The sequence below is a fragment of the Pseudomonas sp. AC239 genome (genome assembly GCF_979258545.1).
On record NZ_OZ409864.1, the window covers coordinates 1,628,139 to 1,650,200 of the forward strand.

The window sequence follows — 22,062 nt, forward strand, 5'->3', positions numbered from 1 at the left end:
ATCAATGGCGACTGACAAAACGCTTTCGCGAGCAGGCTCGCTCCCACACAGGGCCGTCATCGTTCGTCTGTCGTCAGGCAATAATGTTCAATCAACTGCCGGATCAGATGCACGGTAGGCTGCAAACGTGACATTTCAAGGTACTCGCCGGGTTGATGCGCACAGGCAATGTCACCGGGGCCGAGGACGATGGTTTCGCAGCCGAGGCGCTGAAGATAAGGCGCTTCGGTACCAAACGCCACTGCTTCGGCGCGATGGCCGGTGAGCTTTTCGGCGATACGCACCAATTCTGCGTCCTCGGCCTGCTCGAAGGGCGGCACTTCCGGGAACAGCGGCTTGTAGTCGATCTTCACCTTGTGCCGCTCGGCTACCGGGTTGAGCTTGCGCAGGATTTCCGCGCGCAGCAGGTTCGGGTCCATGCCCGGCAGCGGCCGCAGGTCAAACTCCAGCGAGCATTGGCCGCAGATGCGATTGGGGTTGTCGCCACCATGGATGCAACCGAAGTTCATCGTCGGTTGCGGCACGCTGAATTGTGGATTGCTGAATTCGCGCTGCCACAACAGGCGCAAACCGCGCAATTCGCCGATGGCATCGTGCATCGCTTCAAGGGCGCTGTGGCCCAGACGCGGATCAGACGAGTGGCCACTCTGCCCGAGGATGTCGATGCGCTCCATCATGATGCCTTTGTGCATGCGAATCGGCTTGAGCCCGGTCGGCTCGCCGATCACCGCCGCGCGGCCCAACGGTTGCCCGGCCTCGGCCAGCGCTCGGGCGCCGGACATCGAGCTTTCTTCGTCGCAGGTGGCGAGGATCAGCAGCGGTTGCTTGAACGGCTGATCAAGCAGCGGCCGCACGGCTTCGATGATCAGCGCAAAAAAGCCCTTCATGTCGCAGCTGCCCAGTCCGACCCAGCGACCGTCGACTTCGGTGAGCTTCAGCGGGTCGGTCTGCCACAACGCGTCGTCGTACGGCACAGTGTCGCTGTGCCCGGCCAGCACCAGGCCACCGGGGCCGCTGCCGAAACTGGCAAGCAGATTGAATTTGCCGGGGCTGACCTGCTGGATATCGCAGCTGAAACCCAGGTCACCGAGCCAGCCAGCGAGCAAATCAATGACGGCGCGGTTGGACTGGTCCAGGTTCGGTTGAGTACAGCTGACCGATGGCGCGGCAATCAGCGCGGCGAACTGGTCTTGCATGGACGGCAATGGCATCACTGACTCCAGGTCCCGGATTGAGGCCCACTATAGAACCATCCGGCGCGCGGAATAAACCGCCGCAGGGCGTAGGAAGTTTGACTCCTGTACACTGCACGGCCTTGGCAGCCACCCATCCCCCCGGCTGCGCTCCCGATTCTGGATGTTCCGGCCATGCAAAAAGAAACTGAAATCAAACTCCGCGTCAGCCGCGAAACCCTCGCTGCCCTGCGCGAGCACCCGCTGCTGAAGAAACGCAACAAAAGTGGCTGGGAACGCCGTGAGTTGATGAACCAGTACTTCGACACCCCCGAGCGCGACCTCGCCCAGGCCAAAGTCGCCCTGCGCCTGCGCAAGGACGGTGACGAAGTGATTCAGACCCTCAAGACCCGTGGCCAAAGCGTCGCCGGTCTGTCCGAGCGTAACGAGTACGACTGGAAACTGCCGAAAGCCAAGCTCGACGTAAAGAAACTCGACGGCGAATGCTGGCCCGAGGCACTGGCCGAGCTGGACAAGAAAACCCTCAAGCCGATCTTCACCACCGATTTCGTCCGCGAGCGCGCCGAAATCGCCTGGGGCCGTGGCAAGACCAAAGTGGTCATCGAAGCCGCCCTGGACCTCGGTCATGTGGTGGTCGGCAAGCAGAAGGAAGAAATCTGCGAGCTGGAACTGGAACTGCGCGAAGGCGAGCCGGCCGCGCTGCTGGAACTGGCTGCCGAACTGGCCGAAACCCTGGCGCTGATGCCGTGCGATATCAGCAAGGCCGAGCGCGGCTATCGTCTTCACGATGCAAACAGCTATTCGCTGAGCCTGCCGGCGCCGCAGTTGACCAGCGAAACCCGCCTCGACGACGCCTTCGCCGCGCTGAGCTGGCATCTGCTCGGCAGCAGCCAGCGGCTGGCCGAGCAATATCGTTTCAACGGCCACTGGCGCCTGCTGCAAGACTGGGTCGAGAACCTTGCGGAAATGCGCGCCCTGCTCAGCAGCCTCGGCCAGGCCGCACCGCGTCAGTCGACCCACGACCTGCGCGCGGCCCTCGATGCCTTGCTGGAAGACTGGCGCCCGCTGGTGCAAGTCGGCATCGAAGACGAAGACGTGCGCAAGGCCGCGCCGGAGCAGTTCCTTGAAGAGCTGGAAGACCCGCGCTGGGGCCAGTTCTCGCTGAACGCTTCACGCTGGCTGCTCGCCCGCACCTGGACCGCCGACCGCAACACCCGTGGCAACCGTCAGGGTGACGCGCAATTGCACAGCTGGTTGCCGCGTCTGTTGGGCGAAGAAGCCACCGCTCTGCAGCTGCAGCGCTATCAGCAGCAGCCGGAAGATCTCGCCGAGCAACTGCCGCGTATCGAGCGCATTCAGGTCTGGTTGCACCATGCGCGCAACGTGCTGGACATTCCGGAAATGGATCGCCTGTACGGTGAGCTGAACAAACTGGCGCAACTGGCCAACGAGCCGACCATCACTGACGAACTGCTCGATGCGCGCAAGCATCAGGCGATTGCGGTGTACCAGAACCGCGCCTGGAAAATCCTCCTGCGCATGTAATACCGCTTTCGCGAGCAGGCTCGCTCCCACATTGGAATGCAATCTCCTGTGGGAGCGAGCCTGCTCGCGAAGAGGCCAGCTGCCTTACCTCAAACCGGCAGGCTGGTGGTGGACTTGATCTCCGACAGCGCCACGATCGAGTTCACTTCCTGTATCCCCGGCACCAGCGATAGCTTCTCGAAGAAGAACCGCTCGTACGCCTCAATGTCCGCCGCGACAATGCGCAACATGAAGTCCACCGCGCCCATCAGCACATAACACTCCAGCACTTCCGGAAAGCCGCGAATCGCCTCGGTGAATTCGGTGAAGTTCGAGCGGCCGTGAGCGTTGAGTTTGATCTCGGCAAAGATCTGCGTGTTCAGGCCGATCTTCTTGCGATCAAGCAAGGTCACCTGACCGCGAATGATGCCCTCCTCCTTCATCCGCTGAATCCGCCGCCAGCACGGCGATTGCGATAGGCCGACCTGCTCGGCGATCTGCGCGCTCGACAGCGAAGCGTCTTCCTGCAGCAGGGCGAGGATCTTCCGGTCGTAAGCGTCCAGCTCGCTGTGCATAACAATTCCTCCAAGATCGCCTTTAACGAATTATCCGTTTCGACAAATCGCTATAAAGGCCGATCATAGCCAAGAAATACCCCGCACCGAATGTAAAAATTTCTCCACTGATCTGGAGATTCGCCATGCCGCACCTTGAAGCCGTGAACAGCGCGCCTGCCCGCGCCGATGTCTGGAACGTCAACAACGCCCACTGCCTGGCGCAATACCAAATCCTCGCCGAGGCCGAGCCGGATCTGCTGGTGCGCGTGCTGAATCTGTTCGCCTTGCAGTTTCTGACTCCGGAGCAGGTCAACGTCCAGCGCCAGGACGATCTGCTGTCGATCGATCTGCTCATGAGCGGCCTGAGCTGGCACCGCGCGCAAGTGATCGCGGAAAAACTGCGCAACCTGATCAGCGTCTGCGCGGTGGACCTGCACAACGCCGACGCGGCCTGGCAGGCGCCCGCCCAGGCTACCGGCTGACAAATCCGGCAACGGCTTCGTCGGGTAGTGGCCCAACGGTCAGCGGGGCCACGACTATCCTTTTGCGCATGACGCTCAAAAAGGAAAGCCGCATGTCCGTTCAATTTGTCACTCAGGACCGCTGGCTCGACCTCAACGATGTGTTGCGAGAACTGGTCGCCCAAGGCTTCATCTGCCAGGACGCGGCGGAACAGGCGCTCAATGCCCGCCGTCGCCATGCGGCTCACGGGCAGATGCATCCGCTGGAATTCATCGCCAGCCAGCAACTCGACGACCTCAGCCGTCCGGGCAAATATCTGGATCTGGAAAGCCTGACCCTGTGGCTGGCGCAGCAGGCCGGCCAGCCGTACTTGCGCATCGATCCGCTGAAAATCAATGTCGCGGCGATCACGCCGCTGATGTCGTATGCCTTCGCCCAGCGCCACAAAATTCTCGCCGTCGCCGTGGACCGCGACTCGGTCACCGTGGCCAGCGCTCAGCCCTACGTCAGCGGTTGGGAAGCCGATCTGACCCACGTATTGAAGCTGCCGATCAAACGGGTCGTGGCCAACCCGGTCGACATCCAGCGCTTCAGCGTCGAGTTTTTCCGGCTGGCCAAATCGGTCAGCGGCGCCAGCAATGCCGACGCCCAGGGCGGCAACCTCGGCAATTTCGAACAACTGCTCAACCTCGGCGCCAGCGACCAGGAGCCGGACGCCAACGACGCGCACATCGTCAACATCGTCGACTGGCTGTTCCAGTACGCTTTCCAGCAGCGCGCCAGCGATATCCATATCGAACCGCGCCGTGAGCACGGCACCGTGCGCTTTCGCATCGACGGCGTGCTGCACAACGTCTATCAATTCCCGCCGCAGGTGACCATGGCGATTGTCAGCCGCCTGAAAAGCCTCGGCCGCATGAACGTCGCGGAAAAGCGCAAACCCCAGGACGGCCGGGTCAAGACCAAGACCCCCGATGGCGGCGAAGTGGAGCTGCGGCTATCGACCTTGCCGACGGCGTTCGGCGAAAAAATGGTCATGCGGATTTTCGACCCGGAAGTGCTGCTGAAGAATTTTGACCAGTTGGGTTTCAGCGTCGACGATTTGCGCCGCTGGCAGGACATGACCCGTCAACCCAACGGCATCATTCTGGTCACCGGGCCGACCGGTTCGGGCAAGACCACGACCCTGTACACCACGCTGAAAAAACTGGCGACACCGGAGGTCAACCTCTGCACCATCGAAGATCCGATCGAAATGGTCGAGCCGGCCTTCAACCAGATGCAGGTGCAGCACAACATCGAGCTGACCTTCGCCGCCGGGGTCCGGGCGCTGATGCGGCAGGACCCGGACATCATCATGATCGGCGAGATCCGCGATCTGGAAACTGCGGAAATGGCGATTCAGGCCGCGCTCACTGGGCACCTGGTTCTGTCGACGCTGCACACCAACGATGCGCCAAGCGCCATCAGCCGTTTGCTCGAACTGGGCGTGCCGCATTACCTGATCAAGGCCACCGTGCTCGGCGTCATGGCCCAGCGTCTGGTGCGCACGTTGTGCCCGCACTGCAAGGCGCCGTTGACGCTCGATGAAGAAGACTGGCAAACCCTGACCCGACCCTGGCAGGCGCCACTGCCGAGCAATGCGCAGCGGGCTATCGGCTGCCTGGAATGCCGCGACACCGGTTATCGCGGCCGCGCCGGCGTTTACGAAATCATGCAACTGAGCGACAGCCTCAAGGCGCTGATCACCCCGGATACCGACCTCACCGCGATTCGCCGCCAGGCCTTCAAGGAAGGCATGCGCAGCCTGCGCCTCTCAGGGGCGCAGAAAGTCGCGGCAGGGCTGACCACGGTGGAAGAAGTGCTGCGGGTGACGCCACAAAGTGAGTTGAAATAGCTCGGCACGGAACTGGACCGGGGAATCGCCTATCCAACGCCGTAGTCAATCCCCAGGAGTCACCTCATCATGCGTCTCAAACTTGCTGTCGCCACCTTGGCCCTGCTGTCGCTTCCCGTTGGTTCGGCCATGGCGGACAGCTTTTGGCGTAACGTCATCTCCTCCGGTGCCACCACCGGTTCGACCTACCTGACCTTCAAGGATCACAAGCTGATCGTCGCCGCCCAGGACGACGCCGGCAGCTTCGTCGCCAGCGACGGCGGTATCCGTGGCCCGTACCTGGAAGCGGCGATGCAGAAAGTCCGCGCCGACAACCCGGCCCTGCAGGCTTCGGACATGGAACTGGCGAACGCGATCCTGGCGAAGAACGCCGTGGCTTCGGAGTAATAAAAAATGCCGCTCAAACGAGCGGCATTTTTTTGCCCAAATTACCGCCTCATCACCATCCCTTGTGGGAGCGAGCCTGCTCGCGATAGCGGTGAGCCAGTCACCGAAAATGCTGGCTGGACGATTGCTTTCGCGAGCAGGCTCGCTCCCACAGGGACGGTGGTGGATTTAGAGATCAGCGGTAATCATCCACCGGCACACAAGCGCAATACAGATTGCGATCGCCGTAAACGTTATCCACCCGATTCACTGCCGGCCAATATTTGTGCAAGCGCGTGTGCGCATCCGGGGTGATGGCCTGTTCCAGGCTGTAGGGCCGTTCCCAGAGTCCAGTGACATCGGCCAAGGTATGCGGCGCGCGTTTCAGCGGGTTATCTTCCGCCGGCCAGTTGCCCTTCTGCACTTCATTGATCTCGGCGCGAATGCTCAGCATCGCCGCGATGAAGCGGTCGAGCTCTGCCTTGGACTCGCTCTCGGTCGGCTCGACCATCAACGTCCCCGGCACCGGGAAGGACATGGTCGGCGCGTGGAAACCGTAATCCATCAGCCGCTTGGCGACGTCTTCCTCGCTGATGCCGGTCTGCGCCTTCAGCGGGCGCAGATCAAGAATGCATTCATGCGCCACGCGGCCATTGCGCCCGGTATACAGCACCGGAAACGCGCCAGATAAATGCTGCGCCAGATAATTCGCCACCAGAATCGCCACCTCGCTGGCGTCCGCCAGTTGCGGGCCCATCATGGCGATGTACATCCAGCTGATCGGTAAAATGCTCGCGCTACCCCACGGCGCTGCGCTGACCGCGCCGTTCTGCGCCAGCGGCCCGTCGATCGGCACCACCGGGTGGTTGGCCACAAACGGCGCCAAGTGCGCACGAACGCCGATCGGGCCCATGCCCGGCCCGCCGCCGCCATGGGGAATGCAGAAGGTCTTGTGCAAATTCATGTGCGACACGTCGGCGCCGATGTCCGCCGGTCTGGCCAGGCCGACCTGGGCATTGAGATTGGCGCCATCCATGTACACCTGGCCGCCATGCTGGTGAATCACTGCGCAGATTTCGCTGATGCCCTCCTCGTAAACCCCGTGGGTCGACGGGTAGGTCGCCATGAGGCACGACAACTTGTTCCCGGCCTCGGCGGCTTTCAGCATCAAATCATCCAGATCGACATTGCCCGCCTCATCACATTCGACAATCACCACACGCATCCCGGCCATCTGCGCCGAGGCCGGGTTGGTGCCGTGGGCCGACGACGGAATCAGGCAGATATCCCGCGCGCCCTCGCGCCGGCTTTCATGATATTTGCGAATCGCCAAAAGCCCGGCGTACTCGCCCTGCGCGCCGGAGTTTGGCTGCATGCAGATCGCATCGAAACCGGTAATCGCGCAGAGCCAACGCTCAAGCTCCTCGATCATCAGCGTGTAACCGACCGCCTGCTCCCTCGGCACGAACGGATGCAGATGGGCGAACTGCGGCCAGGTGATCGGGATCATCTCGCTGGTGGCGTTGAGTTTCATCGTGCACGAGCCCAGCGGGATCATCGACTGGTTGAGCGCCAGATCCTTGTTTTCCAGCTGCTTGAGGTAACGCAACATCTCGGTTTCGCTGTGGTGCGCATTGAACACTGGATGGCGCAGATATGGTGTGCTGCGCCGGAGTTCGTCGGGAAGTCCCGAGGCAATGTCTTGCGCATCCAGCGCATCAACGCTGAAGCCGTGATCGGCGCCGAGCAGCACATCGAACAGTTTCGCCACGGTGTGCTCATCACAGGTCTCGTCCAGACTCAGCCCAACGCGACCGCGCCCGAGAATGCGCAGGTTGATCTGCGCTGCCTGAGCACTTTCGATGATCGCCGTCTGTGCACCGCCGACCTCCAGAGTCAGCGTGTCGAAGAAGTGCCTGTTGAGCCGTTTGATGCCGTTGCGCTGGAGCCCTTCCGCGAGGAGGCAGGTCAGGCGATGCACGCGCTGGGCAATCCGCTTCAAGCCCTCGGGGCCGTGATACACCGCGTAGCAACTGGCGATATTGGCCAGCAGCACCTGCGCCGTGCAGATGTTCGAATTGGCTTTCTCGCGGCGGATGTGTTGCTCGCGGGTTTGCAGGGCCATGCGCAGCGCGACGTTGCCGCGAGCATCTTTCGATACACCGATGATTCGCCCCGGAATCGCCCGTTTGTATTCCTCGCGGCTGGCGAAGAACGCCGCGTGCGGGCCGCCATAACCCATCGGCACACCGAAACGCTGGGACGAACCGAACACCACATCGGCACCCAACTCACCCGGCGGCGTCAGCACCAGCAGGCTGAGCAAATCGGTGGCGACACAGGCCAGGGCCTGATGCGCGTGCAGGTGATCGATCAGCGGTTTGAGGTCGCGGATTTCGCCGTGGGTGTCGGGATATTGCAGCAGCGCGCCGAACACCTCGTGCTGCGCCAGGTTATCCACCGCGTCGACGATCAGCTCGAAGCCGAAACCTTCGGCACGGGTCTGCACTACTGAGAGGGTCTGCGGATGGCAGTTTTCGTCAACAAAGAACAGATTGCTCTTGGACTTCGCTACGCGCTTGGCCAAAGCCATGGCTTCGGCCGCTGCGGTGGCCTCATCGAGTAGCGAGGCGTTGGCCAGTTCCAAGCCGGTGAGGTCGATGGTCAGTTGCTGAAAATTGAGCAGCGCTTCGAGCCGGCCCTGGGCGATCTCCGGTTGGTACGGGGTGTACGCGGTGTACCAGCCGGGATTTTCCAGGACGTTGCGCAAAATGACGGTTGGCGTGACGGTGCCGTGATAGCCCATGCCGATCAGGCTGGTGAACAGCTGATTCTGCTCGGCATAACCGCGCAGCTTCGCCAGCGCAGCCTGTTCGTCGAGGGCCGGCGGCAGATCCAGTGCGCGATTGAAGCGAATGCCTGGCGGCACGGTCTGTTCGATCAGCTCGGCGCGACTGCCCAGGCCGAGGCTGTCGAGCATCGCCTGCTGCTCGGCGGCATCCGGGCCGAGATGGCGGCGCAGAAAGGCTTCGGGATCGCGTAACTGGCTCAGGGACGGCGACTGGGACATGACGGGCTCTCTCTTGGCTTGCGCTCGGCGTCATTGCAACACGGTCAAACCAGCATAGCAGCCCGTATCGCGCCCAATATTCCAGTATCAGACGCATTTCCATTGTGGGAGCGGGCTTGCTCGCGAAGGCGGTTTGTCAGTCGACATGAATGTGTCTGATACACCGCCTTCGCGAGCAAGCCCGCTCCCACAGGGGGAAATCATCGTGCACAAAAAAGCCCCGACAGGTCGGGGCTTTGCGGTGTTGCTTAACGCTTACTCGCCAATGGCAGCCTTGTACGCGCCAGCATCGAGCAGCTTGTCCAGCTCGGCCTTGTCGCTTGGCTTGAGCTTGAAAATCCACGCGCCGTACGGGTCGGAGTTCAGCAGCTCGGGCGAGCCGCTCAGGTCTTCGTTGATCGCGATGACCTCACCGCTGACCGGGGCGTAGATGTCGGAGGCGGCTTTTACCGACTCGACCACACCGGATTGATCACCGGCAGCGAAGACCTTGCCGACTTCGGTCAGTTCGACGAATACCACGTCGCCCAGCGCTTCCTGCGCGTGATCGCTGATGCCCACGGTGACGGTGCCGTCGGCTTCCAGACGCGCCCATTCATGACTCTCGGCAAATCGCAGTTCGGCAGGGATATCGCTCATCTTCGGTTTCCTCAGGAATTGGTCAGCGGTCGTGCCCGCCAAAAAAGGTTAGATCAAAGTCTTGCCATGGCGTACGAAGGTCGGTTTGACCACCCGTACCGGGTACCACTTGCCACGGATTTCCACTTCGGCGCGGTCGGCGGTTGCCATCGGTACACGCGCCAGGGCAATCGATTTGCTCAGCGTAGGAGAGAAACTACCACTGGTGATCTCCCCTTCGCCAACATCGGCGATGCGAACCACCTGGTGAGCACGCAAAACCCCGCGCTCTTCCAGCACCAGACCGACCAGTTTGTGCGCCACGCCGGTGGCTTTTTCCGCCTCCAGCGCCGCACGGCCGATGAACTGCCGCGAGGCCGGCTCCCAGGCGATGCTCCAGGCCATGTTCGAGGCCAGCGGCGAAACGTCCTGATGAATGTCCTGACCGTACAGGTTCATTCCGGCCTCGACACGCAAGGTGTCACGGGCACCGAGGCCGATCGGCGAAATGCCGGCGCCGACGAGGTCGTTGAAGAAACCCGGCGCCTGATTCGCCGGCAGGCAGATTTCCAGGCCATCCTCGCCGGTGTAGCCGGTACGCGCGATGAACCAGTCGCCGTCAATGGCGCCTTCGAAAGGTTTGAGTTGCTGGATCAGCGTGGCGCGCGACTGGGTGACCAGTTCGGCAATCTTGTGCCGCGCCTGCGGGCCCTGAATGGCGAGCATCGCCAGCTCGGCGCGCTCGTGCAACTGCACGTCGTAAGCGCCGAGCTGGGCGTTCATCCAGGCCAGATCCTGATCGCGGGTGGAGGCGTTGAATACCAGCCGGTACGCATCGTCGAGGCGATAGACGATCATGTCGTCGACGATGCCGCCACGCTCGTTGAGCATGGTGCTGTACAACGCCCGGCCGGGGCTGTGCAGACGTTCGACGTCGTTGGCCAGCAAATGCTGAAGCCAGGCCTTGGCCTGGGCGCCGGTGACATCGATCACGGTCATATGGGAAACATCGAACACCCCGCAATCGCGGCGCACTTCGTGGTGCTCCTCGACCTGCGAGCCGTAATGCAATGGCATGTCCCAACCGCCAAAATCGACCATCTTCGCGCCAAGCGCGAGGTGCAGGTCATACAGAGGCGTACGCTGTCCCATGGGTTTCTCCTTCCGGGCGTGGCGAGGGTGCGGACCGCCGCTATACGGCTGAAAGCCTTGATGGATAAGGCTTTCAGTCGATTCCAGCGCACGGGTCTGTCAGACGAACCGCACCGAATGCCGCGCATTGTAGCCGCATGATGTAGGACTCACTACTACGGGGGCGTTCTCAATTGGTTTCCCCACCGCGTTGTCGCCTAAAAGCGAGCCAGGCTAGGCGCAGGCCGCTGGGAATGGTATTCCCTTTTCAAGGCCTGCAACGCAGGCTGGCTCGCTTTTAGGCACAACCCGGAGGGCCGGGCCTGCTGTTGTGCAGGGCTGCGTTGCTCGAAGCTTATTTGGAACAACCAAACCACGCTTCTCGCGTCTTGCCCTGCACAACAGCAGACCCGGCGCGGTGGGGAAACCAATCGAGAACGCCCCCTAGTTTCGGTGCGCGGAACGTCGAATCAATCCGATCACCGGCAACAGGCCAACCAGCACCAGCGTCAATGCCGGCAATGAGGCGCGCGCCCATTCGCCTTCGCTGGTCATTTCGAAGATGCGCACCGCCAGCGTGTCCCAGCCAAACGGGCGCATCAGCAGGGTCGCGGGCATTTCCTTGAGCACATCGACGAACACCAGCAACGCGGCGCTCAAGGTGCCGGGCAGCAACAGCGGCAGATACACTTTGAAAAACAGTCGCGGCCCACTGACACCCAGGCTACGTGCCGCTTCGGGCAAAGATGGCCGTATACGCGCCAGACTGCTTTCCAGAGGTCCATACGCCACGGCAATGAAGCGCACCAGATACGCCATCAGCAACGCCGCGAGGCTGCCAAGCAGCAACGGTTTGCCGGCACCACCGAGCCAGGCGGAGAGCGGAATCACCAGTTCACGATCCAGATAACTGAAGGCGAGCATGATCGACACCGCCAGCACCGAACCAGGCAAGGCGTAGCCGAGATTGGCCAGGCCGACGCCGGAGTTGATGGCTGGGGTCGGCGCCAGACGCCGGGCGAACGCCAACAACAGCGCAACGCTGACGGTGATCAGAGCGGCCATCGCGCCCAGATACAGCGTGTGCAGAATCAGCCCGGCGTAGCGTTCATCCAGATCGAAGCGTCCGCGCTGCCAGAACCAGACGACCAGTTGCAGAACCGGAATGACGAAGGCGCAGGCGAATACCAATCCACACCAGCCTGTCGCCGCGAACGCTTTGAGCCCGCGCAAGTGATACAGCGCCTTCACCCGTGGCCGCTCATTGCTGGCCCGATTCGCCCCGCGCGCGCGGCGCTCGCCGTACAGCACCAGCATCACCACGAGCAGCAACAGACTGGCCAGTTGCGCAGCGCTGGGCAGGCTGAAGAAGCCGTACCAGGTCTTGTAGATGGCCGTTGTGAAGGTGTCGAAATTGAACACCGATACAGCGCCAAAATCGGCGAGGGTTTCCATCAGCGCCAGCGCCACGCCCGCGCCGATCGCCGGACGCGCCATCGGCAGCGCAACCCGCCAGAACGCCTGCCACGGCGATTGCCCGAGCACCCGCGCCGCTTCCATCAGGCCTTTGCCCTGAGCCAGAAACGCAGTACGCGCCAGCAGGTAAACGTAGGGGTAGAAGACCAGCACCAGCACCACGATCACCCCGCCGGTGGAGCGCACTCGCGGCAGGCGCAGGCCGCTGCCGAACCATTCGCGCAGCAGGGTTTGCACCGGGCCGGCGAAATCCAGCAGGCCGACGAAGACAAACGCCAGTACATAGGCAGGGATGGCGAAGGGCAGCATCAGCGCCCAGTCGAGCCAGCGCCGACCGGGGAATTCGCAGAGGCTGGTGAGCCAGGCGAGACTGACGCCAAGCAGGGTTACACCGACACCGACGCCGAGGATCAGCGTCAGGGTATTACCGAGCAGACGCGGCATCTGGGTTTGCCACAGGTGCGACCAGATCTGCTGGTCGATGGTTTGCCACGACAGCAGCAGCACGCTCAGCGGCAACAGCACCAGCGCGGCGATGGCGAAGACGATGGGGTACCAGCGGCGCTGGGCGGGGTGGGCCAAGGAAACAATCTCGTTCAAATGATTGTGCCCACGCTCTGCGTGGGCACACATCCTGTGACGCTCCGCGTCACGCTTTCAGCGGCACGACGCAGAGCGTCGAAGGCTGCATTCCCACGCGGAGCGTGGGAACGATCAATCGCAAACGCCTCAGTTCCACCCCGCCCGATCCATCATCCGGATCGCCTCAGCCTGACGTTTGCCCGCCACCTCAACCGGCAAGGTATCGGCGACAAACTTGCCCCACGCCGCCACTTCTTCCGAAGGCGCCACCGCCGGGTTGGCCGGGAATTCCTGGTTCACATCTGCAAAAATCTTCTGTGCCTCAGGCGTGGTCATCCATTCAACCAGAGCCTTGGCCGCTTCCGGGTGCGGTGCATGTTTGGTCAGGCCGATGCCCGACAGATTCACGTGCACGCCGCGATCGGCTTGGTTCGGCCAGAACAGCTTCACTGGCAATTCTGGCTTTTGCTTGTGCAGGCGACCGTAGTAGTAGGTGTTGACGATGCCGACGTCGCACTGCCCGGCGTTGATCGCTTCCAGCACTGCAACGTCATCGGAGAACACGTCGGTGGACAGGTTGTTGACCCAGCCCTTGAGGATCTGCTCGGTCTTCTCGGCGCCGTGGACTTCAATCATGGTCGCGGTCAGCGACTGGTTGTAGACCTTCTTCGCCGTACGCAGGCACAGGCGGCCTTCCCAGTTCTTGTCGGCCAGCGCTTCGTAGGTGGTCAGTTCGCCCGGTTTCACTCGCTCGGTGGAATAGGCGATGGTCCGCGCGCGCAGGCTCAGGCCGGTCCAGGCGTGGGTGGACGAGCGATATTGCAGGGGGATGTTGGCGTCGATGGTCTTTGAAGTGAACGGCTGGAGGATGCCCATCTGCTCGGCCTGCCAGAGGTTGCCGGCATCGACGGTGAGCAGCAGGTCGGCGGTGGCGTTTTCACCTTCGGCCTTGATGCGTTGCATCAGCGGCGCTTCCTTGTCGGTGATGAACTTGATCTTCACCCCGGTCTTGGCGGTGTAGGCGTCGAATACCGGTTTGATCAGCTCATCGATACGCGACGAGTAAACCACCACCTCATCGGCAGCCTGGGCAGTGGTGCTGCCGATCAGGGTCAAGGCCAGTGCGGTCAGAAGACGCTTGGGTGCCAACATGGGAGTGGTCTCTCGCTCGGGAAATGTGGGCCAAATGATAAGGACTCACATTTACCACCACAATCGAACACTGGGGGAAGGCGTTACCAGATGTTGCACGGCTCAAAACTGCGGTAAGTGGGCGGACGCTTTCGCGAGCAGGCTCGCTCCCACATTGGAATGCATCTCAACTGTGGGAGCGAGCCTGCTCGCGAAGGGGCCATCAGCCTCAATGAGGCGGTCAGGGCTTTGCCAGAGCTGGAAGATCCCCAGTCAACCCCAGCGCCTCGCGCACAAACAACGCCTTCGCCTCGGGCATCTGCTCGACCAGTTTCAACCCGGCATTGCGCAACCAGCGCAGTGGCAGCGGGTCGGCCTGGAACAACCGCTCGAAGCCCTCCATCGCCGCCATCAGCGCCAGATTGTGCGGCATGCGCCGGCGCTCGTAGCGACTCAACACTTTCACGTCCGCCAGCCGCTCGCCACGTTCATGCGCTTGCAGCAGCACTTGCGCCAGCACCGCTGCATCGAGGAAACCCAGGTTCACACCCTGCCCCGCCAACGGGTGAATGGTATGCGCCGCATCACCGATCAACGCCAGGCCCTCAGCGACATAACGCTTAGCGTGACGCTGACGCAGCGGCACGCACAGACGCGGATCGGCGCTGAGGACCTCACCGAGACGCCCTTCGAAGGCTCGCTCCAGCTCAGCGCAAAACGCAGTCTCCTCCAGCGCCATCAAGCGCTCGGCTTCACCCGGTGTGGTCGACCAGACGATCGAGCACCAGTCCTGCTGACCATCACGCTCCAGCGGCAGAAACGCCAACGGTCCGTGATCGGTAAAGCGCTGCCAGGCGGTTTTGCGGTGCGGCTGGCTGCAGCGCACGCTCGTCACGATGGCGTGATGCAGATAATCCCACTCGCGAGTCGCCACGCCGGTCAGACGGCGCACCGCTGAATTGGCGCCATCGGCCGCGATCACCAGCGGCGCGCGCAAGGTGCGGCCATCGGCCAGGGTCAGCAGCCAGTCATCGCCGGAGCGACGCATCTGTTCCAGCCGCGCATTGGCCAGCATGCCCAGGTCACAGTCATGCAAACGCTCGAGCAGCGCATCCTGCACCACGCGGTTTTCGACGATGTGGCCGAGCACATCGGCATGCACACTGCTCGCCGAGAAATGAATCTGCCCGGTGCCGCTGCCGTCCCAGACGTGCATGTCGGTGTACGGGCTGCTGCGCCGCTGGACGATGCCGTCCCAGACGCCGAGGCGTTCGAGGATGCGCTGGCTCGCCGCCGACAATGCACTGACGCGCGGTTCGAATGCAGCGTCGGCAGCGAAGGGTTTGACACTCAGCGGGCTACCGTCGAGCAACAGCACTTCCAGCCCACTGTCCTGTAACGCCAGCGCCAGGGCGCTGCCGACCATTCCGGCTCCGACAATCAGCACATCTGCGCGCATTTCCATGCTTTAGGCCTGTCTCGCTTGCGGCTTGAGCCGCACGTAAAGGGTTTTACCGACCCGCGCCACGAGGTTGCCGGCGCCGTCATGAATGTCGACCTGCAACTGCGGCAGGTATTTCTCGCCGTTGGCGGTCTGCCGGCGGATCTCGTCGAGCAGAGTCTGGTCGATGTTGAACCGGGCGAACACCGGGCCTTTGCCCGGCGCAATGAAATCGATGTCGGCGGCCTTGTCCCAGACGATGTACTTCGGACCGAGGTTTTCCATGAGCATCAACATGAAGAACGGGTCGACCATCGAATACAGACTGCCGCCAAACTGGGTGCCGACGTAGTTGCGGTTGTACCAACCCAAACCCATGGACACCTGCACATCGCGAAAGTCGTCACTGATGTGCCGAACGCGCACTCCAGCGCCGAGATACGGTGGGTAGAAGGTCATTACCCAGCGCATCAACCGCGCCTTGCCGAATGTGTTGCTCAGCCACTCAAGCATCCGGACGGGTTCCCAGGCCCATTGCCTGGCGGGCGAACCAGCGTTTGGCCGGTGGCAGCAGGTCGAGCCCGAGCAGGCCGAGGTTGCGCCCCAGCGACACCAGCGGCTGGGTGCTGCCGAACAGCCGCGTGACCTGATCGGAGAAGCCCACGGTCAGGTCCTGATCGAGGCGCTGCCGTTCGCGATAGGCCTGCAACGTGGCGAAGTCGCCCAGCGGCTTGTCGCTGGCCAGCAGCGCGGCAGCCAAGGCGTCGGCGTCACGCAGCGACAGGTTGAAGCCCTGTCCGGCGATCGGGTGCAGGCTATGTGCGGCGTTGCCAAGCACGGCCAGATGCGAGCGCACCTGTTCTTCAGCTTCGATCAGCGATAGCGGATACAGATGCCGTGCGCCGACCTGTTTCAAAGTGCCGAGGCGGTAACCGAACACGCTTTGCAATTCGCTGAGAAAATCACGCTCGCTCAACTCGGTCAGACGCTGCGCATCCATGCCCAGTCGCGTCCACACCAGTGCGCAGCGATTGTCCGGCAACGGCAGCAGGGCCATCGGCCCCTCGTCGGTGAAGCGCTCGAAGGCCATGCCGTTGTGCGCTTCGCTCGGGCTGATGTTGGCGATCAGTGCGCTCTGGTTGTAAGGGCGCGTGCGCACGTTGATGCCCAACTGTTCGCGCAGCCCGGAGCGGCCGCCATCGGCGAGCACCGCGAGGTCGCATTCCAGCGTGGTTTCATCGTTGAGGGTCAGGCGATAGCCATCGGCCAACGGCTCCATGCGCGTGACCTCCGCCGGGCAGCGCCACGTGATCACGTCTTTGTCGAGGTGCTGCCACAGGCACTGGCCGAGCCAGGCGTTTTCCACCACGTAACCGAGCGCTGGCACACCCTCTTCCATCGCCGACAAGCGCGCGGTGGAGAAGCGGCCACGGTCGGAGACATGAATCTGTTTGATCGGCTCGGCGCGGCGGGAGATTTCCTGCCACACGCCCAGGCGCTGATAAATCTGCCGCGAGCCGTACGACAGCGCCGAGGAGCGGGCGTCGTAGCTCGGCTGCCAGCTGTCGCCGGGGGCGAACGGTTCGATCAGGACGATTTTCCAGCCCTGCGCCTTGGCCCCGGCCTGCAACGCTAACGCCAGACTGGCGCCGACCAGACCGCCACCGATGATTGCCAGATTGACTCGACTCATGCTGCATGTGTCCTTGCTTGTGCCATCAGCGCTTCGATCTCGGCGACGGTTTTCGGCACGCCGCTGGTGAGGATTTCACAGCCGGATCGGGTCACGACCACGTCATCCTCGATGCGCACGCCAATGCCGCGCCATTTCTTCGCCACGTTCTGATTGTCCGCGGCGATGTAGATACCCGGCTCCACGGTCAGCGCCATGCCGACCTCCAGCACGCGCCATTCGCCGCCGACCTTGTACTCGCCAACATCATGCACATCCATGCCCAGCCAGTGGCCGGCGCGGTGCATATAAAAAGCCTTGTAGGCTTCGCTGGCGATCAGCTCGTCAACTTCGCCCTGCAACAAGCCAAGCTTGACCAGACCCGTGGTGATCACCCGCACCGTGGCTTCGTGCGCCTGATTCCAGTGCTTGTTCGGTGCGATCTCGGCGAACGCGGCTTCCTGTGACGCCAGCACCAACTCGTAGATCGCCTTCTGCTCCGGCGAGAACTTGCCGTTGACCGGCCACGTGCGGGTGATGTCACTGGCATAGCAGTCGATCTCGCAGCCGGCGTCGATCAACACCAGATCGCCGTCCTTGAGCAAGGCGTCATTCTGCTGGTAATGCAGGATGCAGCTGTTGCGCCCGGCGGCGACGATCGAACCGTAGGCCGGCATCTTCGCCCCGCCCTTGCGGAATTCATAATCCAGTTCGGCTTCGAGGCTGTATTCATAAAGCCCCGGACGACTGGCCTGCATCGCGCGGATATGCGCCTGCGCCGAAATCCGCGCGGCTTCGCGCATCACCTTCACTTCTGCCGCCGATTTATACAGGCGCATGTCGTGCAGCAGATGATCCAGGGCAACGAATTCATTCGGCGGCTGCGCGCCGAGGTGCGCCTTGGAGCGGATCACGTTGATCCAGTCCATCAAATGCCGATCGAATTCAGGGTTGCTGCCCATCGCCGAATACACCCGGTCGCGGCCTTCGATCAGGCCGGGAAGAATGTCGTCGATGTCAGTAATCGGAAAGGCGTCGTCGGCACCGTACTCGCGGATCGCGCCTTCCTGACCGGCACGCAGGCCATCCCACAATTCGCGTTCGGCGTTGCGCTCACGGCAGAAGAGGATGTACTCGCCGTGCTCGCGACCGGGCATCAGGACGATGACGGCCTGTGGCTCGGGGAAACCACTGAGGTACTGGAAATCGCTGTCCTGCCGGTAGACGTGCTCGACGTCGCGGTTGCGGATGGCCACCGCGGCGGCGGGCAGGATCGCGATGCTGTTGGGTTCCATCTGCGCCATCAGGGCCTTGCGGCGACGGCTGTATTCCGCTTTCGGGATATAGGTCATGGGCAGATGGCTTTCCCTGGCACGCGATTAATGCAGCGACGGTTTGGCGGCTGGCGGCACATCGGTTTTTTTGGTTTCCGAGAACAGCAGCAACGGCGCAACGCGCAGGTATTCCATGACTTCCATGTAGTCGGATTCGCCGTCTTCGGATTCTTCCAGCGCGTCCTGCACCTGGGAAATGGCCGCCAGATCCTGCAGCACTTCGGTGGCTTCGGTGCTGAGCATGCTGCTGTCGCGGCAGTTCAGGCCGAACCCGCTGAGGAAGCCCTGGCACCACTCGCCCAGTGCAGCAGCGCGGTCGGCCAGCGGCGCATCGTCGGTCGGCAGCAGCAGAACGACAGTGACGTCGTCGCCAGTCAGCTCGCCCTTGACCATCTCCTGCAGGCCGATCAGGGCGTTGCGGACGTTATCCTGGATATCGCCTTCGAGCAGTTCGGCGGCGTCGATCAGCCAGCCTTCGTGATCGAAGCCGGCCCCGGCGCAACTGCGCCCGAGCAGCACGCCGTGCAATTCGGCAGGCGAGACGTTGTGGCCGCTGGCAGTCAGCAGGGTGGCAAAGGCTTGGTACGGGGAATTCGCAATGGTCATGGGCAGCTAGGCGCCAGACGGCGCTATGTCTAGAATGAAGGCCTTGTATCCTACATCGACAGCCCCGCCAAGACCATTAAAGGCTGTCCGCCAGTCACCACCCATCAGACGAACACGTGGACCCAATGGAAGACACCGACCTGCAAGCGCTGATGGCCAGACTCGAACTGCTGATTGGCCGAGTCGAGCAACTTAAGAGTCAAAACGCACTCTTACTAGCTCAGGAAAAAACCTGGCGCGAGGAACGCGCTCACCTCATTGAAAAAAACGAAATCGCCCGGCGTAAGGTCGAATCGATGATTTCGCGCCTCAAGGCCCTGGAGCAAGACTCATGAGTTCAAGCAATAGCGTTACCGTGCAGATCCTCGACAAAGAGTATTCGATCATCTGCCCGCCGGAAGAACGCAGCAATCTGGTCAGCGCCGCCCGCTACCTGGACGGCAAGATGCGCGAGATCCGCAGCAGCGGCAAAGTCATCGGCGCCGACCGCATTGCCGTGATGGCCGCGCTGAACATCACCCACGACCTGTTGCACAAAGAAGAGCGTCCGGACATCCAGGCCAGCGGTTCGACCCGCGAACAGGTGCGCGACTTGCTCGATCGTGTCGATCTGGTCCTGGCCGACGATCAGAATACCGCCAAGGGCTGATTCGACTGGCAGCTTGAGGTATACTCGCGGCACTCCCTGGGGTGCTTGCCAGTTGACGATGTCCCGGAGCCGATTCGCACTACCCTGGAAGTTGCACGTTGGGCTGGTGTGCATGTCCGCTAGACGGAAAGCCTTAAAGTCTACTGCTTCTTCCACCTTGAACTTTCGGGTTCAAGGGCTGAGTTGACAGCGGTTCATCCGGGGAGCCTGATTCGAATCCGATGTCGGTGTATGCCGACATCGGATTTTTTATGCGTACGTTTTCGTCCAACCTGCCGAAGCCGAACCATGACCGAACCCGCGCTGCTGCCCCGCCCGCAACTCCGCCGCCTGCTGCGCAAGGCGCGCCGCGCACTGACGCCGGGCGAACAACGCCAGGCCGCCAAAGGCCTGTTCCGGCAACTGGCCCAAGACCCGCATTTTCGCCGGGCGAAACATATCTCTCTGTATTTACCCACCGACGGTGAAATCGATCCGCGCCTGTTGCTGCGCGAGGCCCAGCGGCGTGGCAAGGCGACTTATCTGCCGGTGCTCAGCGCCTGGCCGCGAACGAAGATGGTCTTCCAGCGCATCCGCCCCGACGAGAAGCTCAAGCCCAATCGTTTCCGGATTCTTGAACCCCGGGCCAATCTGGCTCGGCAACGCAAGGTCTGGGCGCTGGATCTGGTGTTGTTGCCGCTGGTGGGGTTTGACGATGTCGGCGGGCGCCTGGGCATGGGCGGCGGATTCTATGATCGCAGCCTCGCCTATCTGGCCCGGCGCAAGAACTGGCGCAAGCCGACGCTGCTGGGCCTGGCCCATGAATGTCAGAAGGTCGAGCGTCTGGCGCAGGCGAGCTGGGATGTCCCGTTACAAGGCACGGTCACCGACAAGGCATGGTATTTCGCAGAGTAGACGCCGCACAGAACAGCGGCGTCGAAGAGACAGGTTCAGCGTTTGAAAGCAGTCGACTGTTGTACTTGTTGCGCCACTTCAATCGGCGCGTCGGCCTTGTTCGCCCACAGACTCTGCGCGTAACCGGTGGTTACCACGCCCAGGCCAAACAAAATTACCAAAGTCCATAGCAAATCCGGTTTGCGTTTCATCGATTGCCCCCCTCAAGGCACATCATCACGATGACAGCAGCGGTTTCCGTTCGTAGGCCGTGCAGCAGCGTCAAGCTTTAAAGGCCGGCATTTTGCGGCAACGTGAACCTGTGCGCAAACGCTGACGTCAACCGACTGTCGGTTTGTCATAAAATTGCCCGACAACCTGCCCAATGACCGCTTCAGGAGCACACGACATGGCCTACTGGCTGATGAAATCAGAGCCCGACGAACTCTCGATCAAGGGTCTGGAAAAGCTCGGCAAGGCGCGCTGGGATGGGGTTCGCAACTATCAGGCACGCAACTTCCTGCGAGCGATGGCGGTCGGTGACGAGTTCTTTTTCTACCATTCCAGCTGCCCGGAGCCGGGGATTGCCGGGATCGGCAAGATAATCGAAGCAGCGTATCCCGATCCGACGGCACTGGAGCCGGACAGCCATTACTTCGATCCGAAGGCTACGCTGGAGAAAAATGCCTGGAGCGCGATCGATGTCGAGCATGTCGAGACGTTCAAACGGGTGTTGAAGCTGGATTATCTGAAGCAGCAGACGGCGCTGGCGGAGCTGCCGCTGGTGCAGAAGGGCTCACGGTTGTCGGTGATGCCGGTTACACCAGAACAGTGGACGGCGGTTATCGGGCTCAAACCCTGATTCATTTTTGCCTGATAAATAGCTTTCGCGAGCAGGCTTGCTCCCACAGGAACATGCAGTCCAATGTGGGAGCGAGCCTGCTCGCGAAGAGGCCAGCCCGGACAGCGAATGACTTACTGAATGATCAGGTTGTTGAACAACAGATCCTCAACAACAGGCTTGCCGGTCTCGTCATTCATGACCTGCTGGGTCTGCTTCAACGCTTCCTGACGGAGCTTTTCCTTGCCTTCAATGCTGCCCATCGCCTCGGTGGTCTGCTGAGTGAACAACGCCACCAGCTGATTGCGGATCAGCGGCTCGTTGGCCTTGACCAGTTTGGTCGCCTCTTCGCCAGTGACGCGCAGGGCCACGTCAGCTTTGTAGACTTTGAGCTTGGCGGTGCCGTCGAGGCCATAGTTGCCGACGAACGGCGGGCTCAGGGTGATGTAATTGACCTTCGGCGCCTCGCCTTCTTTGGCTTCTTCGGCCAGTGCTGCCACAGGCAGAGACAGGGCCAGCAACAACATGATCCACGCTTTCACAATTCGCTCCTTATCCGGTTTGCGGCCTAGCATAGCGACCCGCCGCGCAAGCACAAGCTTATGGCTGACTATCAGGGCCGGGCATGCTCGTTGACCC

General features: G+C 61.9%; 22 protein-coding genes and 1 other RNA gene. 9 read left to right on the forward strand and 14 right to left on the reverse strand.

The genetic code is table 11. The features are described 5' to 3' along the window. Positions 1–56: 56 nt before the first annotated feature. On the reverse strand, positions 57–1,211 hold the full coding sequence (argE, locus tag ACZ0AZ_RS07550; RefSeq protein ID WP_463537149.1) for an acetylornithine deacetylase: 1,155 nt from the start codon (positions 1,209–1,211) through the stop codon (positions 57–59). A gap of 156 nt (positions 1,212–1,367) precedes the next feature. Between argE and ACZ0AZ_RS07555 the strand changes: the two genes are divergently transcribed. Beyond that, a complete protein-coding gene (locus ACZ0AZ_RS07555; protein ID WP_129997879.1) occupies positions 1,368–2,738 on the forward strand; it encodes a CYTH domain-containing protein in 1,371 nt (456 codons plus the stop codon). Between the two features lie 89 nt (positions 2,739–2,827). Here the strand turns inward: ACZ0AZ_RS07555 and ACZ0AZ_RS07560 are convergent, their stop codons facing one another. Then, positions 2,828–3,292 carry an Lrp/AsnC family transcriptional regulator gene (locus tag ACZ0AZ_RS07560; RefSeq protein ID WP_024014730.1) on the reverse strand — a complete coding sequence of 155 codons (465 nt, stop codon included), beginning with the start codon at positions 3,290–3,292 and terminating at the stop codon, positions 2,828–2,830. Positions 3,293–3,417: 125 nt separating this feature from the next. Between ACZ0AZ_RS07560 and ACZ0AZ_RS07565 the strand changes: the two genes are divergently transcribed. The 3 genes from ACZ0AZ_RS07565 to ACZ0AZ_RS07575 all read left to right on the forward strand — a co-directional run bounded on the left by ACZ0AZ_RS07565 (position 3,418) and on the right by ACZ0AZ_RS07575 (position 6,020). Then, the gene (locus ACZ0AZ_RS07565) at positions 3,418–3,756 is read left to right on the forward strand and encodes a hypothetical protein (RefSeq protein WP_129997880.1); all 339 of its coding nucleotides are present in this window, start codon (positions 3,418–3,420) and stop codon (positions 3,754–3,756) included. 92 nt (positions 3,757–3,848) lie between these two features. Then, entirely contained in the window at positions 3,849–5,633 is a 1,785-nt protein-coding gene (gene tfpB, locus ACZ0AZ_RS07570; RefSeq protein ID WP_129997881.1) for a type IV pilus assembly ATPase TfpB, read from the forward strand. A gap of 66 nt (positions 5,634–5,699) precedes the next feature. Further along, positions 5,700–6,020, forward strand: coding sequence for a DUF2388 domain-containing protein (locus tag ACZ0AZ_RS07575; protein WP_463538767.1), 321 nt, complete (start codon positions 5,700–5,702; stop codon positions 6,018–6,020). 175 nt (positions 6,021–6,195) lie between these two features. Here the strand turns inward: ACZ0AZ_RS07575 and gcvP are convergent, their stop codons facing one another. The 10 genes from gcvP to ACZ0AZ_RS07625 form a co-directional block, all read right to left on the reverse strand. Next, positions 6,196–9,069, reverse strand: coding sequence for an aminomethyl-transferring glycine dehydrogenase (gcvP, locus tag ACZ0AZ_RS07580; protein ID WP_463537150.1), 2,874 nt, complete (start codon positions 9,067–9,069; stop codon positions 6,196–6,198). A gap of 255 nt (positions 9,070–9,324) precedes the next feature. Further along, positions 9,325–9,708, reverse strand: a complete 384-nt coding sequence (gene gcvH, locus ACZ0AZ_RS07585; protein ID WP_463537151.1) for a glycine cleavage system protein GcvH — start codon at positions 9,706–9,708, stop codon at positions 9,325–9,327. A gap of 48 nt (positions 9,709–9,756) precedes the next feature. After that, a complete protein-coding gene (gene gcvT, locus ACZ0AZ_RS07590) occupies positions 9,757–10,839 on the reverse strand; it encodes a glycine cleavage system aminomethyltransferase GcvT (protein ID WP_039757440.1) in 1,083 nt (360 codons plus the stop codon). A gap of 423 nt (positions 10,840–11,262) precedes the next feature. Then, positions 11,263–12,876 carry an ABC transporter permease gene (locus ACZ0AZ_RS07595; protein ID WP_463537152.1) on the reverse strand — a complete coding sequence of 538 codons (1,614 nt, stop codon included), beginning with the start codon at positions 12,874–12,876 and terminating at the stop codon, positions 11,263–11,265. Positions 12,877–13,023: 147 nt separating this feature from the next. After that, positions 13,024–14,028 (reverse strand): extracellular solute-binding protein, encoded by a 1,005-nt coding sequence (locus ACZ0AZ_RS07600; protein ID WP_129997885.1) that lies wholly within the window; start codon positions 14,026–14,028, stop codon positions 13,024–13,026. A 220-nt stretch (positions 14,029–14,248) separates the two neighbouring features. Next, positions 14,249–15,466, reverse strand: a complete 1,218-nt coding sequence (locus ACZ0AZ_RS07605) for a 2-octaprenyl-3-methyl-6-methoxy-1,4-benzoquinol hydroxylase (RefSeq protein ID WP_463538768.1) — start codon at positions 15,464–15,466, stop codon at positions 14,249–14,251. Between the two features lie 9 nt (positions 15,467–15,475). After that, complete coding sequence (locus ACZ0AZ_RS07610) at positions 15,476–15,961, reverse strand: DUF4442 domain-containing protein (RefSeq protein ID WP_129997887.1); 486 nt, start codon at positions 15,959–15,961, stop codon at positions 15,476–15,478. Further along, positions 15,954–17,141, reverse strand: a complete 1,188-nt coding sequence (gene ubiH / locus ACZ0AZ_RS07615) for a 2-octaprenyl-6-methoxyphenyl hydroxylase (RefSeq protein ID WP_129997888.1) — start codon at positions 17,139–17,141, stop codon at positions 15,954–15,956. Before ubiH ends, ACZ0AZ_RS07610 begins: the two co-directional genes overlap by 8 nt. Beyond that, complete coding sequence (pepP, locus tag ACZ0AZ_RS07620) at positions 17,138–18,472, reverse strand: Xaa-Pro aminopeptidase (protein ID WP_129997889.1); 1,335 nt, start codon at positions 18,470–18,472, stop codon at positions 17,138–17,140. Before pepP ends, ubiH begins: the two co-directional genes overlap by 4 nt. A gap of 27 nt (positions 18,473–18,499) precedes the next feature. Next, entirely contained in the window at positions 18,500–19,060 is a 561-nt protein-coding gene (locus ACZ0AZ_RS07625; protein WP_129997890.1) for a YecA/YgfB family protein, read from the reverse strand. 125 nt (positions 19,061–19,185) lie between these two features. On the opposite strand from ACZ0AZ_RS07625, the gene ACZ0AZ_RS07630 reads away from it, so the two are divergent. The 4 genes from ACZ0AZ_RS07630 (at position 19,186) to ACZ0AZ_RS07645 (ending at position 20,603) form a co-directional block, all read left to right on the forward strand. Then, the gene (locus tag ACZ0AZ_RS07630; RefSeq protein ID WP_007911197.1) at positions 19,186–19,395 is read left to right on the forward strand and encodes a TIGR02449 family protein; all 210 of its coding nucleotides are present in this window, start codon (positions 19,186–19,188) and stop codon (positions 19,393–19,395) included. After that, entirely contained in the window at positions 19,392–19,709 is a 318-nt protein-coding gene (locus ACZ0AZ_RS07635; RefSeq protein WP_016772632.1) for a cell division protein ZapA, read from the forward strand. The genes ACZ0AZ_RS07630 and ACZ0AZ_RS07635 overlap by 4 nt, the downstream gene beginning before the upstream one ends. A 30-nt stretch (positions 19,710–19,739) precedes the next feature. Then, positions 19,740–19,918, forward strand: a non-coding RNA gene (gene ssrS, locus ACZ0AZ_RS07640) — 6S RNA. 79 nt (positions 19,919–19,997) lie between these two features. Further along, positions 19,998–20,603 carry a 5-formyltetrahydrofolate cyclo-ligase gene (locus tag ACZ0AZ_RS07645; protein ID WP_039757434.1) on the forward strand — a complete coding sequence of 202 codons (606 nt, stop codon included), beginning with the start codon at positions 19,998–20,000 and terminating at the stop codon, positions 20,601–20,603. 35 nt (positions 20,604–20,638) lie between these two features. Here ACZ0AZ_RS07645 and ACZ0AZ_RS07650 read toward each other — a convergent pair whose 3' ends face one another. After that, the gene (locus ACZ0AZ_RS07650) at positions 20,639–20,794 is read right to left on the reverse strand and encodes a hypothetical protein (protein WP_007911192.1); all 156 of its coding nucleotides are present in this window, start codon (positions 20,792–20,794) and stop codon (positions 20,639–20,641) included. A 197-nt stretch (positions 20,795–20,991) separates the two neighbouring features. Between ACZ0AZ_RS07650 and ACZ0AZ_RS07655 the strand changes: the two genes are divergently transcribed. Next, complete coding sequence (locus ACZ0AZ_RS07655; RefSeq protein ID WP_129997892.1) at positions 20,992–21,444, forward strand: EVE domain-containing protein; 453 nt, start codon at positions 20,992–20,994, stop codon at positions 21,442–21,444. Positions 21,445–21,557: 113 nt separating this feature from the next. Here the strand turns inward: ACZ0AZ_RS07655 and ACZ0AZ_RS07660 are convergent, their stop codons facing one another. Continuing rightward, positions 21,558–21,965 carry a flagellar basal body-associated protein FliL gene (locus ACZ0AZ_RS07660; protein WP_039757432.1) on the reverse strand — a complete coding sequence of 136 codons (408 nt, stop codon included), beginning with the start codon at positions 21,963–21,965 and terminating at the stop codon, positions 21,558–21,560. Positions 21,966–22,062: the final 97 nt, after the last annotated feature.

Coding starts and splice junctions, on each gene's coding strand:
- argE (WP_463537149.1), bottom strand. CDS start 1,211: ATGCCATTGCCGTCCATGCAAGACCAGTTCGCCGCGCTGATTGCCGCG.
- ACZ0AZ_RS07555 (WP_129997879.1), top strand. CDS start 1,368: ATGCAAAAAGAAACTGAAATCAAACTCCGCGTCAGCCGCGAAACCCTC.
- ACZ0AZ_RS07560 (WP_024014730.1), bottom strand. CDS start 3,292: ATGCACAGCGAGCTGGACGCTTACGACCGGAAGATCCTCGCCCTGCTG.
- ACZ0AZ_RS07565 (WP_129997880.1), top strand. CDS start 3,418: ATGCCGCACCTTGAAGCCGTGAACAGCGCGCCTGCCCGCGCCGATGTC.
- tfpB (WP_129997881.1), top strand. CDS start 3,849: ATGTCCGTTCAATTTGTCACTCAGGACCGCTGGCTCGACCTCAACGAT.
- gcvP (WP_463537150.1), bottom strand. CDS start 9,069: ATGTCCCAGTCGCCGTCCCTGAGCCAGTTACGCGATCCCGAAGCCTTT.
- gcvH (WP_463537151.1), bottom strand. CDS start 9,708: ATGAGCGATATCCCTGCCGAACTGCGATTTGCCGAGAGTCATGAATGG.
- gcvT (WP_039757440.1), bottom strand. CDS start 10,839: ATGGGACAGCGTACGCCTCTGTATGACCTGCACCTCGCGCTTGGCGCG.
- ACZ0AZ_RS07600 (WP_129997885.1), bottom strand. CDS start 14,028: ATGTTGGCACCCAAGCGTCTTCTGACCGCACTGGCCTTGACCCTGATC.
- ACZ0AZ_RS07605 (WP_463538768.1), bottom strand. CDS start 15,466: ATGCGCGCAGATGTGCTGATTGTCGGAGCCGGAATGGTCGGCAGCGCC.
- ACZ0AZ_RS07610 (WP_129997887.1), bottom strand. CDS start 15,961: ATGCTTGAGTGGCTGAGCAACACATTCGGCAAGGCGCGGTTGATGCGC.
- ubiH (WP_129997888.1), bottom strand. CDS start 17,141: ATGAGTCGAGTCAATCTGGCAATCATCGGTGGCGGTCTGGTCGGCGCC.
- pepP (WP_129997889.1), bottom strand. CDS start 18,472: ATGACCTATATCCCGAAAGCGGAATACAGCCGTCGCCGCAAGGCCCTG.
- ACZ0AZ_RS07625 (WP_129997890.1), bottom strand. CDS start 19,060: ATGACCATTGCGAATTCCCCGTACCAAGCCTTTGCCACCCTGCTGACT.
- ACZ0AZ_RS07630 (WP_007911197.1), top strand. CDS start 19,186: ATGGAAGACACCGACCTGCAAGCGCTGATGGCCAGACTCGAACTGCTG.
- ACZ0AZ_RS07635 (WP_016772632.1), top strand. CDS start 19,392: ATGAGTTCAAGCAATAGCGTTACCGTGCAGATCCTCGACAAAGAGTAT.
- ACZ0AZ_RS07645 (WP_039757434.1), top strand. CDS start 19,998: ATGACCGAACCCGCGCTGCTGCCCCGCCCGCAACTCCGCCGCCTGCTG.
- ACZ0AZ_RS07650 (WP_007911192.1), bottom strand. CDS start 20,794: ATGAAACGCAAACCGGATTTGCTATGGACTTTGGTAATTTTGTTTGGC.
- ACZ0AZ_RS07655 (WP_129997892.1), top strand. CDS start 20,992: ATGGCCTACTGGCTGATGAAATCAGAGCCCGACGAACTCTCGATCAAG.